At 46.8% G+C, this 14599-nt stretch carries 13 protein-coding genes and 1 tRNA gene; 10 read left to right on the forward strand and 4 right to left on the reverse strand.

From position 1 onward, the window contains the following. The first annotated feature begins 37 nt into the window (after window positions 1-37). Window positions 38-1006 carry a 6-phosphofructokinase gene (gene pfkA / locus ACLQ3M_RS09230; RefSeq protein ID WP_411677393.1) on the forward strand — a complete coding sequence of 323 codons (969 nt, stop codon included), beginning with the start codon at window positions 38-40 and terminating at the stop codon, window positions 1004-1006. Window positions 1007-1065: 59 nt separating this feature from the next. Here pfkA and ACLQ3M_RS09235 read toward each other — a convergent pair whose 3' ends face one another. Further along, window positions 1066-1452: a hypothetical protein gene (locus tag ACLQ3M_RS09235; protein WP_411677394.1), complete on the reverse strand. Its 387-nt coding sequence runs from the start codon at window positions 1450-1452 to the stop codon at window positions 1066-1068. A 96-nt stretch (window positions 1453-1548) separates the two neighbouring features. Between ACLQ3M_RS09235 and ACLQ3M_RS09240 the strand changes: the two genes are divergently transcribed. The 6 genes from ACLQ3M_RS09240 to ACLQ3M_RS09265 all read left to right on the forward strand — a co-directional run bounded on the left by ACLQ3M_RS09240 (window position 1549) and on the right by ACLQ3M_RS09265 (window position 8194). Then, a complete protein-coding gene (locus ACLQ3M_RS09240; RefSeq protein WP_411677395.1) occupies window positions 1549-3930 on the forward strand; it encodes a transglycosylase domain-containing protein in 2382 nt (793 codons plus the stop codon). Window positions 3931-4100: 170 nt separating this feature from the next. Then, on the forward strand, window positions 4101-5345 hold the full coding sequence (locus tag ACLQ3M_RS09245; protein WP_411677396.1) for a homoserine dehydrogenase: 1245 nt from the start codon (window positions 4101-4103) through the stop codon (window positions 5343-5345). Between the two features lie 19 nt (window positions 5346-5364). Continuing rightward, window positions 5365-6261, forward strand: a complete 897-nt coding sequence (gene thrB / locus ACLQ3M_RS09250) for a homoserine kinase (protein WP_411677397.1) — start codon at window positions 5365-5367, stop codon at window positions 6259-6261. A 27-nt stretch (window positions 6262-6288) separates the two neighbouring features. Continuing rightward, on the forward strand, window positions 6289-7512 hold the full coding sequence (locus ACLQ3M_RS09255; protein WP_411677398.1) for an aspartate kinase: 1224 nt from the start codon (window positions 6289-6291) through the stop codon (window positions 7510-7512). A 113-nt stretch (window positions 7513-7625) separates the two neighbouring features. Next, window positions 7626-7701 (forward strand) — tRNA-Pro (locus ACLQ3M_RS09260). A gap of 205 nt (window positions 7702-7906) precedes the next feature. Then, window positions 7907-8194 (forward strand): hypothetical protein, encoded by a 288-nt coding sequence (locus ACLQ3M_RS09265; RefSeq protein WP_411677399.1) that lies wholly within the window; start codon window positions 7907-7909, stop codon window positions 8192-8194. 314 nt (window positions 8195-8508) lie between these two features. Here the strand turns inward: ACLQ3M_RS09265 and ACLQ3M_RS09270 are convergent, their stop codons facing one another. The 3 genes from ACLQ3M_RS09270 to ACLQ3M_RS09280 form a co-directional block, all read right to left on the reverse strand. After that, entirely contained in the window at window positions 8509-9675 is a 1167-nt protein-coding gene (locus tag ACLQ3M_RS09270) for an alpha/beta fold hydrolase (protein WP_411677400.1), read from the reverse strand. Beyond that, entirely contained in the window at window positions 9672-10274 is a 603-nt protein-coding gene (locus ACLQ3M_RS09275) for a TetR/AcrR family transcriptional regulator (protein ID WP_411677402.1), read from the reverse strand. Before ACLQ3M_RS09275 ends, ACLQ3M_RS09270 begins: the two co-directional genes overlap by 4 nt. Window positions 10275-10728: 454 nt before the next feature. Then, a complete protein-coding gene (locus ACLQ3M_RS09280; RefSeq protein WP_411677403.1) occupies window positions 10729-11610 on the reverse strand; it encodes a DegV family protein in 882 nt (293 codons plus the stop codon). A 313-nt stretch (window positions 11611-11923) separates the two neighbouring features. Here ACLQ3M_RS09280 and ACLQ3M_RS09285 point away from each other — a divergent pair, with 313 nt between their 5' ends. The 3 genes from ACLQ3M_RS09285 to ACLQ3M_RS09295 all read left to right on the forward strand — a co-directional run bounded on the left by ACLQ3M_RS09285 (window position 11924) and on the right by ACLQ3M_RS09295 (window position 14501). Next, window positions 11924-12370, forward strand: a complete 447-nt coding sequence (locus tag ACLQ3M_RS09285; RefSeq protein ID WP_411677404.1) for a cell wall hydrolase — start codon at window positions 11924-11926, stop codon at window positions 12368-12370. 11 nt (window positions 12371-12381) lie between these two features. Then, complete coding sequence (locus tag ACLQ3M_RS09290; protein ID WP_411677405.1) at window positions 12382-12927, forward strand: hypothetical protein; 546 nt, start codon at window positions 12382-12384, stop codon at window positions 12925-12927. Between the two features lie 359 nt (window positions 12928-13286). Then, entirely contained in the window at window positions 13287-14501 is a 1215-nt protein-coding gene (locus ACLQ3M_RS09295) for an ABC transporter substrate-binding protein (protein WP_411677406.1), read from the forward strand. Window positions 14502-14599: the final 98 nt, after the last annotated feature.

The raw sequence follows: 14599 nt of genomic DNA on the forward strand, positions 1-14599 counted from the left end.
AGATTTGTAGTTTACGTTAATTTGGAGGGATTTGAATATGTCTTCAAAGGCAATCGCCGTCTTGACGAGCGGCGGAGACGCGCCCGGCATGAATGCTGCCGTGCGTGCGGTTGTTCGTACGGGCCTGTCCCACGGCGTGAGGGTAATGGGAATTCAGCGCGGATTTAACGGTCTTCTCAGCGGAGAAGTTGTTGAGATGAATCTAAGGAGCGTTTCTGATATTATCCACCGCGGGGGTACTATTTTATATACGGCCCGCAGTCCGGAATTCAATACGCCCGCAGGTGTTCAGCAGGCGGCTTCCACCTGCCGCAGTCTTGGAATCGACGGAGTAGTGGTAATCGGCGGTGACGGTTCGTTCCGCGGAGCAAGGGATTTGACGGAGTCCGGAATCCGCTGCATCGGAATTCCGGGGACTATCGACAACGACATTGCTTCCAGCGAGTACACCATCGGGTTCGACACGGCGATGAATACCGCCGTCCAAATGGTGGACCGGCTCAGGGATACAATGGAGTCGCACGACCGCTGCAGCGTTGTGCAGGTCATGGGCCGCCGATGCGGAGATATCGCTCTGCAGACGGGTATTGCGGTTGGCGCCACAAGCATTCTTGTTCCGGAGGTTCCGTACGATTTTCAGAAAGATATTATCGACCGCATGCGCTTTACCCAGAAAACAGGGAAAAAGCATTTTATCATCATTGTTGCGGAGGGCGTCGGGGGAGTCGAAAAACTGGCGCAGGACATTCAGGAGGCCACCGGCATTGAATCCAGAGCAACCATCCTCGGCCATGTTCAGCGCGGCGGATCGCCGACACTGCGCGACCGTGTGGTCGGCAGCGAAATGGGTTCCGTTGCGGCGACTCTGCTTTACAAGGGCAAGGGGAACCGCGTAATTGTAATGCAGGGTGGCAAAATTGTGGATCTGGATATTTCTGAAGCGCTTAACATGAAGCGCGTATTTGACAAAAACCTGTATGAGATTGCGCATCGCATTTCTATCTGAGAAAGAAGACACAGTAAACGGACTCCGCTATTTTGGGCGGAGTCCGTTTTTTCCTGCCGTCAGCCCTCGTAGTCTTCAATCACACGGGTGAGCTCTGCGGTGCCCCTAGCCTGTATGCCGTCGTGAAGAAGCTTTTGGTCCTCTTCGGGAAAGATATTTACGTCGATGTCAATTTCTTCGAAGGGGTGCTTGTCCCCTTCACGGAATACCCCAATGTGCCCGTCATATTCTCTGACAATATATAAATCCTCGTTCTGTCTGCTTGCTGCGGCGATAATAGCGCTGCTTTCTTGACTTGAAGGCTCAATTGAGGTAAAATTACTTGACGCGGTCGAATCGGGCGCGGAGCTTGATCCGGACTGCCGGTTCCGATGCGGAAGCCCCAAAACGACCAAAACAGTCAGCAGGGCAATCACGCAGAGCAGGAGCATAGAAGTTTTTTTCAAATAGATCACCTCTGTGAATATTATTTGAAAAATTTGGTAACTTATTCATTCGATTGAAAAAACAGCAAATATTATGATATAAGGGAGGTGGTATGGATGAGAAAAACCGACATCAGTAAATATGCTGGCGGTCGGAACGTGGGCAAGGAAAGCGTTTCAACCGCTAAATCTGTTTTTAAAATGATTCTTCGGTGCATAACAACGGTAATTACCGTTCTTGTGATCGCGGGGACCATTGTTTCCGTGTCTCTTTTTTCGTACATTTACAGCATGAAGGATGAATCGGTTGATTACGATCTGCACAAGCTGCAGCTCAACTATACCAGTTTTATTTATGTGAACGGGCCAAACGACGACGCGTCGAATCCTGTAAAATATCAAAGCCTGTACAGCAGCGAAAATCGTGTCTGGGTGGATTACGATAAAATTCCGAAGGCAATGAAGGATGCGATCGTTGCCATTGAGGACAAGCGTTTCTGGGAGCATAAGGGGGTCGACTGGAAGCGGACTTTCGGCGCGGCCTTTAATCTTTTCGACATTTTTCAGTCCAACGGCGGCAGCTACGGCGGCTCGACGATTACCCAGCAGCTGATTAAAAATATTACGGGTGACAATGAGGTCAGCCTGACGCGCAAGGTGAAGGAAATTTTCCGCGCGCTTAATCTGGAAAAAAAATATTCCAAAGGAGAGATCCTTGGCGCTTATTTGAACGTCGTCCCTTTCGGAAGCGGATGCAACGGCGTTCAGACTGCCGCAAATCTGTATTTCGGTAAGAACATTCAGGACTGCGATATCGCAGAGTGCGCGGCCATTGCGGGCATCACACAAAATCCTACGGCCTATTCTCCGCTGACCCATCCCGAAAAAAACAAAGACCGTCAGCAGACGGTTTTGAAGGCAATGCACGACCAGGGAAAAATCACGGACGAAGAATATCAGGCAGCCATGAAGGAATCCGAAAACATGAAATTCGTCGGCAAGAAAGCCGAAGACGTTGTGGATGAAAACTCTGTCTGGAACTGGTATACGGAGGCAGTGTTTGAAGACGTTAAAAACAGCCTGATGGAAGCCTACAGCTGTTCTTCCGACAAAGCGATCGACATGATTTACCACGGGGGACTTAAAATATACTCCGCGGTGAATTCGGACCTGCAAGAAACCGCGGAGAATGTTTTCAACGACGGAAAGACATTTCCCTCCTCTTACCCGAATCTTCAGGGCGGGTATGTCGCGATGGATTACAATGGACGCGTTCTTGCGATTGTCGGTTCCAAGGGGAAAAAGGAAAGCAACCGTCTGTTCGACCTTGCGACCGATGCAAAGCGTCAGCCGGGGTCTTCCATCAAGCCGCTTTCCGTTTACGGGCCGGCGGTAAACGCGGGTCTGATCAACTATTCTTCCCTTGTCAACGACGAACCGCTGCCAAACTGGAAGAACGGACAACCGGGCCCGGCCAACTGGGACAATCAATACCATGGTATCATCACGGTGGAAAAAGCGCTGGAACAGTCATATAACGCGGCAACGGTGCAAATTGACAAAATGCTCACCCCGAACGTCAGTTTCAACTTCCTGAGGGAAAAGCTCGGCTTTACGTCGCTGGAACCCGCCGACAACACGCTTGCAGCCATGGCGGTCGGTGGTATGACGCAGGGGATTACGGTAAAAGAAATGACGGCCGGATTCCAGATGTTTGGAAATGGCGGAAAATTTTATAAACCGTACACGTTTTATTATATACAGGATCACGACGGCAATGTGATTGTTGATAACCGGAACGAGGTTCCGGTTCAGTCCATATCCTCCTCGGCGGCGACCGTTGTGCACAAGCTTATGAACAATGTGATGGCGCATGGCACGGGTATTGCCGCGAACATCAGCGGATGGGACGTTTTCGGCAAAACGGGGACGACCAACGACAACAAGGACAGCTGGTTCGTCGGCGGGACCCCTTACGCGGTGGCCGGAGTCTGGACCGGTTACCGGACCCCGAAGGTTCTGACAAGATATGAAACGCCGGTTGCAAAAACCGTTTGGAAAACCATTATGGCCAAGTACTTAAAGGGGAAGGAAAAGAAAGAATTCGATTTGGACAAGGACGTGCGTCCCTTCAAATTCTGCGTGGAAAGCGGCCTGCTGGCGAATCCCGGTGTCTGCACGGAGACGAAAACCGGCTGGTATGATATCAACAATCTGCCGTCGACCTGTAATATAGACCACGGGGGCTCCGGTTCCGAAGCGGAAAGTTCCTCATCGACAGCCGGCAGTTCGCAGTCGACCGGCGAGTCGTCGCAACCCGGCAACTATTTTCCCGAGCTGCCCTCTCAGCAGCCGGATTCCGGCGCGGAATCGAATTCACCCTCTTCCAAAACCTCTTCGAAAGGGAATAAAAACAGCTCGAAAGCCTCTTCCCGGCAGGGCGTCTCAAAAGCGGACGATCAGTCGTGGCGACAGAACAGCATCAGCCCGGATCAATGATTTTTTATGCGTGACGGTTGAATCGAAGACCGATTCATGTTAAACTAGTCAATAAAGTTTTGTGCAGCCGAACGGCAGGCGACTTTCATTTTAAATGTCCGTACGATAAATGAAACGAAGATTTCAAACAGCCTGATTTGGGAAGGCAGAGAGGTAAAGGAGTGCTGACAATGGTGGAAATAGCGGTAATGGGATACGGCACTGTCGGCTCCGGCGTAGTGGAGGTGCTTGATAAGCATGCGGACAGTATCGCCGGGCGTGCAAAGGAACAAATCCGTGTAAAATACATTCTGGATTTAAGGGATTTTCCGGGCAGTCCATATGAACGCAGCTTTACGAAATCTTTTGATGCAATTCTGAATGATCCGGACGTCCATATTGTAGTGGAAGTGATGGGCGGGCTGCATCCGGCTTTTGACTATGTAAAAAGATGTCTGGAAAATGGGAAAAGCGTTGTTACTTCGAATAAAGAGCTGGTCGCGGCAAAGGGAGCCGAACTGCTCGAATTAGCTCAGAAGAACAATTTGAATTTTTTGTTTGAAGCAAGCGTCGGCGGAGGAATCCCGATCATCCGCCCGATCAGCCAGTGCCTTGCGGCGAACGATGTGGTTGAAATTGCCGGGATTTTAAACGGAACAACCAATTTCATCCTGACAAAGATGATTCGGGAGAAAACGACATTTGCCGACACGCTTGCTCTTGCGCAGAAGCTCGGATATGCGGAGCGCAATCCCGCGGCCGACGTGGAGGGAATGGACGCCTGCAGAAAAATATGCATCCTTGCGTCCCTGGCCTATGGAAAGCATGTTTATCCGGAGCAGGTGCATACCGAGGGGATTTCCCAAATCCGCCTCGAAGATGTTGAATACGCAGCCGTATGGGGCGGAGTCATTAAGTTGATCGGACAGGTCAAAATGATGGATAGCGGAAAAATACAGGTGATTGTCTGCCCGATGTTTCTCTCGAGAGACAGTCAGCTTGCCAATGTTGACGATGTCTTCAATGGGATTCTGGTGCGGGGCGATTCCACCGGCGACGTGGTTTTCTATGGCAAGGGGGCTGGCAAATTCCCCACAGCCAGCGCCGTGGTGGCAGATGTCATCGACTGCGTCAAACACTTTAAGGCGAGAAAATATCTTTATTGGGACGAGGGCTCGCCCGATTACGTAGAGAATTATCTGGAGAATCGTGTTGCAATGTATGTGCGAGCGGCAACGGAGGATGAAACTCTGGCATTGAAAAATATTGAAAATCAGCTTGGCACCGTCGACCGCCTGACCCGGAAAGGCAGCAAGACCGGGGAAATTGCTTTTGTTACGAAAAAATTGCCGGAAAAAGAAATTCGCAAAGCTCTTGAAGCTCTGTCCGGGCTTGGTGTTCAAATACAGAATACGATTCGAATCGGCGAAGTGTAAAATGTGAGGTTGTTGTTATATGATACGAATACAGGTACCGGCGACCAGCGCCAACCTTGGGTCCGGTTTTGACTCTCTCGGCATTGCCCTGACGTTATACAATCAGGTTTGGATGGAGGAATCGGATCTGATTGATATCTCGTGCAAAGATAATATTGTGGTGCCGACCGATGAGACGAATTTGATTTACTGGGCCGCGAAACGCCTGTACGATCTTTGCGGACACAAGATGCCCGGAATGAAAATTATCCAGCTTAACAATATACCGATGGCGCGCGGGCTCGGCAGCAGCTCCGCCTGCATCGTGGCCGGCATTCTTGGAGCAAACCGCATGCTTGGCAGTCCGTTGAGCCGTCAGGACCTGATTAATCTGGCGGCTGAGATTGAGGGCCATCCGGACAACACAACGCCGGCGATTGAAGGTGGTCTGGCGGCTTCAGCGATTGAGGCGGGCCGTGTTTACAGCGTCAGCGTTCCGGTCTCCGAAAAAATCCGGTTTGCTCTTTTTGTTCCCCCGTTTGAATTAAAGACGGAAAAAGCACGCTCCGTTTTGCCGAAGGGATATTCCAGGAGCGATGCGGTTTACAATCTGTCCCGCTCAGCTTTGATGGCGGCTTCTCTGTTTTCGGGCCGGCTTGAAAATCTGCGCGTCGCCGTTCAGGATAAAATCCATCAGCCTTACCGTTCCGGGCTGATTGCAAACCTTGACGACGTATTCCGTCTGAGTTACGAGCTTGGCTCGCTCGGAACGTACATAAGCGGCGCGGGTCCGACGATTATTTCGATGATTCCGGCGGAAGGAGCCGAGGCCTTTTCAAAATATGCCGTTGCGCGGCTTCAGGAAAAAGAAATTGATGGCTGGCAGGTACAGGTGCTCAATACTGATCCGCAGGGTGCAATTATTTCAATGGAATAACTTAGCTTGATAGGAGGACGGAACCTTATGAGTCTGATTGTCCAGAAATTCGGCGGAAGTTCGGTTGCAAATGCAGAACGGGTCTTCAATGTGGCGGACATTGTGACCAAAACCTATGCAAAGGGAAACGATGTGATTGTCGTGGTCTCCGCGCAAGGGGATACCACGGACGATTTAATTCAAAAAGCGCATGAAATCAATCCCAACGCCTCACGGCGGGAAATGGATATGCTCTTAACGACGGGGGAACAGATCTCTGCCTCTTTGATGGCGATGGCGATTGAAAAGCTGGGCTACCCCGTTGTTTCCCTGCTGGGCTGGCAGGCGGGATTTCATACCAGCACGGCGTATGGAAGTGCCAGAATCAAGCGGATTACACCGGACAGGATCAAAAAAGAATTGGATAAGAAAAATATTATTGTTGTAACAGGTTTTCAGGGAGTCAACCATTACGACGATATGACGACTCTGGGCCGCGGCGGCTCCGATACAAGCGCTGTTGCAATTGCGGCCGCGATGAACGCCGATTTGTGCCAGATTTATACAGACGTCGAGGGCGTGTTTACCGCGGATCCCCGAAAGATAAAGAATGCCAAAAAGCTTGACGTGATTTCTTATGACGAGATGTTGGAGCTCGCCTCACTGGGTGCGCAGGTGTTGAATAATCGTTCCGTAGAAATGGCAAAGCGTTATGGAATTGAGCTTGAAGTTCTTTCTAGCATGACAAAAAAGCCCGGTACAATTGTAAAGGAGGCTACGAAAGTGGAGAAAATGCTGATCAGTGGTGTCGCGAAAGATGAGGATGTCGCGCGCGTATCCATCATTGGGGTTCCTGACAGGCCCGGTCTTGCGTTTAAAATATTTTCTAAAATCGGAGCAAAAAATATAAATATTGATATTATCCTCCAATCGGTTGGCCGGAACGGAACCAAAGATATTACATTTACCGTCCATCGCGCGGACCTGAAGGAGACCATCGCGATTCTGGATCCATATGTGGAACTGATCGGCGCTACGTCGGTTGTGTACGATGAGGACGTGGCCAAGGTTTCGATTGTGGGCGCCGGAATGGAAACTCATTCGGGTACGGCTGCAAGCATGTTTGAAGCGCTCTTTGCGGCTGACATCAATATCCACATGATTTCTACCAGTGAGATTAAAATTTCCGTTTTGATCGACCGTGCGGATACGGATAAGGCAGTCGCGGCGATTCATAACCGCTTTTTCGGCGAAGGCAGAGATAACGACTAATCGAAAACCGTGAAAGACAGCCGGCTGATCACTTCCTTCCGCGAAAGCCGGCTGTTTTGTGTTTTTTTGCTTGCAATTCCAGGGCGGATGTGGTAAAATAAACATCGTTGTTTCCGGGTGTGGCGCAGTTGGTAGCGCGCTAGACTGGGGGTCTAGAGGCCGCAAGTTCAAGTCTTGTCACTCGGACCAAAATCGTTTCTATAAGAATTGAGAAATCATTCTGTAGGAACGATTTTTATTTTGTGCATAATTTAATAGGTGGTGTACTTGCTTAACGGAGCGATAAACAAGAATTTGTAGGGGGTGATAGCATGCCTGCAATTTTTATAAAATTGAGCATACAAAAGAAGAAATATACTCATACGAGTTGCCTTGTTTGGAAAACTCATATTATATGAGTAATATGATTATTTCTCAGCATCCTCTAGCATTTTTAGAAATCTCAGTTTTCGATGGGTGTTATACGATTGTGTCATCAAAGGATAAAAAAGTAATCGAACCGCTCTATTTGATGCACGGTGATGCATATGATGAAGAAGCATCTAATCAACGAATGAACGCAGAATTACGCAGGATACAGGATATGTTGCGTGCTATGGTGCCAGATGTGCTACCTGAGAAAGGACCGGCAATGTGTCTGACTCGAAACTTTGCGAGATTGAAAAGTGGTATGAACATATAACGATCCGTATACACAGTAAACATGGCAACAAATTGGGAGAAAATAAAGTCAGTTAAGTGACAAATTCCAATTTGCCGGTCTGTTATACGAATTTAGTGGTGTAATATTCGTTTGCCTAATGCCACAAAAACTTTTATTTTATCTGGGATCCTGAGTTTATCGTTATGAACACTCGTACCATTGAAAAGCCCGTCGATTTATGTCGACGGTCTTTTGCTTTACCTGTATTTATGCGGTTTCGTAGGCTGCAAATCCTATAAAGCCACTCGCATAAAGAATGCGAGTAACAGGATTTTTTCAAGAAGCTCTTCAATTCATTTTGCATCGGCAAGATTATTTTTACCAGCCAGTACATCCTCCTGCATAATACGGATAAACTTTTCTGGCTCTTCAAACATGGGGCTATGTGCGGAATCCTTAAAAAGGTAAAATCCTTTGATTGGTGCCTGAATTTTTTCAAAATAGGATTCTGCCAGCGTATTTGATACGGTGTAATCGTAGGTTCCACTCATAAAATAGGTGGGCATATCAAGCTTTGGGACCTTTACGGTCAAGTTTGTTGAGTACATTTGGTTGCATAAATCGGTGAAGCTATTCAAAAATGCTTTTCCTCGCCATATGTTTATTTTTTCCCCCAACGTATAAGCCCGACACTGCATCACCGGTAAAAAAATGCCTGTTATTACCGACTTCATGTTATGCGTCGTTCCGATGCCAAGTTTGTGCATCGCGTCGTCGCGCAAGGAAGATTTTAGGTATGCATTTAAAGCAGTGTCAGATTCGGTAACCGGATATGCCTCCAGTTTTTTCACCATGCATTCGTTTCCGATCGCTTTATATTGCCCAAGCATGAACTGATATGCCTGTATTTCCGATTCACGTTGTTGCGAAACTTGCCCTATGCCGATATAGGCTTTATACAGTTGTGGAGCACGCGCTGCAACTTGAATGCCTAAGTAACTGCCCCATGAATGCCCCATAAGATAAATTTTCTGCTGCCCAAAGCGGTTTCTTAGATAGTTTGTCACTGCCAGCGTATCAGATATCAATTGCTCTGTTGTTTCCGAATTTGAGGATATATTTTTGCTATAGGAAAGTCCGCTTCCGCGCTGCTCCCAATAGCAGACAATGAAATTGTCCTCTAAAGCTGTCATGTATTTTTCAGCCAAAAAATACTCTGGCATTCCGGGGCCGCCATGCAGGAATAAAATCACTGGATTATTCTTATTCTTGCCCTCAATAAACATTCCTTGTTTTACCCCATTGATGTTTACGTAGATTTTCTCGGAAATGCTGCCGGCAATCACTTTCCCGCTCTTATCAAGAAATGGTTTTGGTTTGCCAGGGCTCATGGCAAACAGCATTCCAAAAAGAATGAGCGTCCCGACGATTAGGATGCAAAGCAGAATCAATGTGATTCGTCCCACCAATTGCGTAAGAGTTTGAATCTGGAACTTCGCGGAGCGGCTGTTTGTCATCATATTTCCTTCTTTTCTGTTTGCTTATTCCATATTATGCTCTCAATTTTATTTTCCCAATTCTCGCTATAATGAACGTTTGGCATCGTTGCAATCGAAGCGAGGCCATGGACAGTTGCAAACATAGATATTGTAATATCTAATAATTTTTCTTCGGGAAACCTGTTTTCTCTTAGTATTCGCAGAGAAGTGGTTTTGAAAAGCTCAAACGGTGGAAAGTTTTTTGCTCCATCTATATCTATGGAAAAATTAATTTCCATACGCGTATGAGCACATAAAAACGGAAAGTACTGTGGATCTTTTAGAAAAAACATAATATACGATTTGCCCATTTGAATCAGTAAATAGGTACTATCCGGATCAGAACTGGATTGAATCGTGTCCTTCAGCACTTCCATAAGTTTATCTTGTATATGATCCTGCATTGCTTTCAACAAGGCTTCCTTGTTCTTAAAATGGCTATATGGCGCTGCTTCGCTTACGCCACATAAGGACGCCACTTTTCTTAATGAAAATTGATTTTCTCCTTCTTGATTGATCAGTTCAATGCCAGCTTCTATCAGAGTATTTCTTAAATTTCCGTGATGATAAGGTTTGCGCATTTGTTTGCCTCCAATCTTAACAGCATTAAGATTGTAACATGATATATCATTAGCATCAAGGTTTATTATCAAATATATAAAACGTCGCCTATAGATTTGCTTGAATGGCATTTCATGCATGAGAACATACGAAAAAAGACCGCCTATAGTCTCCACTAAGGCGGTTTAAGTGTCGAATTTCTGTTTTGGCATAAATACTGCTTGCAGATTGTCTGCAAACCATTGAGGTTTCTCCAAATCCTATAATTTCACTCCGGCCTTTTGCTTTCCTATCCCGACAGTACATTCAAATAGCAGTTGTCGCTGAAAACAGGAGGCTTGCAACGTTACCTTAAATGCTGCGTTGCTGTGACCGTTATGGAATAGAAAAGGCAACCCGCTGAGGGATAATACAGCTTTGGCGGTAGATGCTGACTTGATAACTTAAACTTCATCGAATTATTTGATTTTACATCTACATCAAAGGATTTTCCACAAAGCCGATTCCTATTGCTCCAGGACCCGAATGCGCTCCTACGGTAATCCCCAGGTCACTTTTATAAATTTGACCGGAAAAATTGCTTGTTTCTCTTAAATAATTAATGATGTAGTTCGCGTCTTCCTGATACTCAGCATTTTGTATAATAACAATCATTTTACTGAGATCACTTATCCTTGAAACCGCGATATCGATCATCGTTTTAAGCGAATTTTTTCTTCCTCTTACGGCTTTGACCGGGTGAACGACGCCATCCACAAATTCACAGATCGGTTTAACGTTGATTAGTTTTCCAAGGAAAGCGGTTGCTCCTCCGATCCTGCCTCCGGATTTCATATATTTTAAGCTATTCACCACAAAAAGTGTGGTTGTATTTGAAACCATTTTATTGGCCGTTTCAATAATATCCTCAAAACTCTTGCCGCTTTCGATCATTTTAGCGATCCCAATTTCCAATGAAGCCTGTCCACAGGCGCAAATATTTGAATCGATCACTTCGATTTGAATATCGCTGTTTTCTTCTTCAAATAGTTTCTTTGCAGATATGGCTGTTTGAAAGCTTGCAGATAGTTTGGAAGAAATTGTCGTCACGATGTATTGTTTTGCGCCCTTCGCATACTGCTGCTCAAATACGGTTAACCAATCATAAATATTGGGACAAGATGTTTTTGGGACCTGATGGGGGTATTCTTCCATATGCTTATAAAATTCAGTGATGTTGTAATCAATATTTTCGCGGTAGTAATCGGGATTGTTAAATTTAAAATAGAATGGAACCTCACTGATGTTTTGCTGCTCAAGTAAACTTCGTGGCAGATTACCCGAGGAGTCTACTATTTGACATATCGTGTTGCTCATTAATTCACCTTCAAAAATATTCTATTATCTGTTATAAAAGCCTGTGGCAAAGTTGATTTAGCTTTTATTATTTATATCATAATACTTATTTTGACAATAGGCAATCATTAGCCGAAAACTTAAAAGAGTGCATTCCGACAACGCTACCCGTTTATAGCGCAAAGTTGGAAATACGAATGTGGAAACGCTAAGCTTTTCGACTGATTGCTTCTTGGAATATTTGGACAACAGGACCATTGAAATTTATTGTGTCCGAAGAAATCTCTAAACATATTATAGTATTGTCAATACAGAATAAGAAATGGGGATTACCATGCCATATAATGATAAAGAATTACTCGCAAGGCTGATTCAATGCGAAGCGGGCGGGGAAGGCGACAATGGCATGTACGGTGTTGCTTCCGTTCTTGTAAACAGGAGGAACGTACCTTATGGGGAATTTTTTCGTGTGAGCAACGGAGGAAACATCAGGGCCATCATCGAACAGCCGGGGCAGTTTACCTGTTTAAAAACGAGCGTCGGCGGCGCTTATAACCCGCAAAATATTTACAATATGGATCCTCAGGAAATCCACTATGAAATAGCCGACTGGGCGCTTGCCAACAATACCCTGAATGCCGTCGGAAATTCTCTTTTTTATTATAACCCATACAACCCAAAATGCGCCAGCTATTTTCCGGCGGGCGGAGTCGGTATTATCTATACCAGAATCAATCATCATTGTTTTTATGCACCAACCCAAAAATATTCAAAGACATAAAGAGGTGGAATATGATGAATTCACAGATACCCGGTTACAGTGCGATTTATGCGAATCCGGGTGCTTGTTCCAATTGTCAGCAGACTGGAATGGGCGCGTACAATAACGCGATGACAATACAGATGCCAGGAAAAACAAAAGCCGACGCTTCTTCGTCCATGGATGCCTCCATGCAGGGAGCAGGCGCCGGCGGTTCCATGCAGACGGCCGTGATTCCTTCGGCAATGCAGCAGCCCGCGATTCAGAGCGCCGTAATGGGAACCGCCGGCGGCGGTCAAGCGGCAACACCGGCTACCGCTCAGCTGATGCCTATCACGGATATGACTCAGCCGGCGCCGATGACGGCAGACAGCATTGAATTTCTGAACGGCTTTTTAAGGACCCAGATCGGAAGAAGAGTTCGGGTTGAATTTCTAATCGGAACCAATACTTTTACCGATAAGGCCGGCTTATTGGTTGGAGTCGGAGCAAACTACATCCTGCTTCGAGAAGCAGAGTCCGATGATATTTTGACATGCGACTTTTTCAACATTAAATTTGTAACTATTTTTTACTAATCGGAAAAATGAGATTCCTCGGCAGGAGTCTCATTTTTTTATGCGAAAGTTTCTCCCAAAAGGAAATTTCTTACTACTTATGAAAGTTAAAAAAAATATCATGCATTGCCCCAAAGGAAATATGCCAAACTTAACTTTTTAATGCATATGATAGAATTATTGAGAAACTTAAAAATTATTATTTAACAGGATTGACAAATTTAAAAAAGCTGTGTATGATAGTGAATCATAAATACTTTAGCTCTTTCAATCATTAAAAAATTAATATCATCGCTTTAACAAGGGTGTTTGAGCCAGCGGCAGCAAAGCTGGTTTCAACGCCCTGTTTTTATTATACTTTATTTTCAGGAGGTTTCGTTATGCACAAGAAGTTGGTTGCACTTGCATTAAGCGCTGCAATGGTAGCATCGTTTACCGGCTGCCAGAACGCATCGGGCAGTTCTTCCGCGGCGACATCGGCAGCGGCGTCATCCGCGGCAAGCGGTTCCGCATCATCCGGCGCGGCGGCTCTTTCCGGCGAGGTGAAAATCGGTGCCGTCATGCCGCTGACAGGTTCCGTGGCGGCGTTCGGCCAGTCCGGACAGAAAGCTCTGCAGCTTCTCGAAGACCAGGTGAACGCTGACGGCGGGATCAACGGGCAGAAGCTCACGTTCGTTTTTGTCGACGACGAGGGAAAACCCGCCACCGCGGCAACCGTCGGTAAAAAGCTGATCGACAACGACAAGGTAGTGGCAATTGTGGGCCCCTTGACCAGCAACTGCGCACTTTCTCTGGCGCCGATTGCCCAGCAGTACAAAATTCCGATGGTGACCGGCACCGGCACAAACGAAAAAGTGACAAAAGTCGGCGATTTTATTTTCCGCACCTGCTTTATCGATCCGTTCCAGGGCAAGGTGGTCGCGAAGCTCGCAAGCAGCGATCTGAAAGCCCAAACCGCTGCCATGCTGTATGACAACGGAAACGACTATTCCAAGGGTCTGGCGCAAAATTTCCAGAAGAGCTTTGAAGCGAACGGAGGAAAAGTCGTTTCTTCCGAGACGTATCTGACGGGCGACAAAGATTTTAACGCTCAGCTGACCAAAATTGCCGCGACGAATCCGGATGTCCTGTTCCTGCCGGATTACTATTCCACAGTTGCCGTGATCGCGAAGCAGGCGCGCAGTGCCGGCATCAAGGCAACCTTCCTGGGCGGCGACGGCTGGGATTCGGCGGACCTGTTCAAAATCGGCGGAGACGCGGTCAACGGCGCGTATTTCTCCAACCATTATTCTCCGGACGATACCTCTGCGGAGGTTGTGCAGTTCATCAAGGATTTCAAAGCAAAATACAATACCACGGATGCTCCGGACGCGATGGCGGCTTTGAATTACGACGCGGGGAAAGTCCTTGTTCAGTCCATCCAGAAAGCCGGGTCCACCGACTCCGCTGCCATTCAGTCAGCTCTGAAAGAATATGACGGCACCGTTGTTTCCGGTCATATCAAATTTGACGAAAACCGCGACGCGGTCAAGTCCGCCGTCATCATCAAGACGGACGGCGGCAAGGAGACCTTCTATACCAAGGTTGAACCGTAAGCTTTATTATCTGGGCTGTTGATGATTCAGGCAGAGCATACTTCCCCGCTTAGGGGGAGTATGCTCCTGATTCTGAAAGCCTAAGGGGGAAAATAAAT

Source organism: Caproicibacter sp., from assembly GCF_046707225.1.
Lineage (GTDB): Bacteria > Bacillota > Clostridia > Oscillospirales > Acutalibacteraceae > Caproicibacter.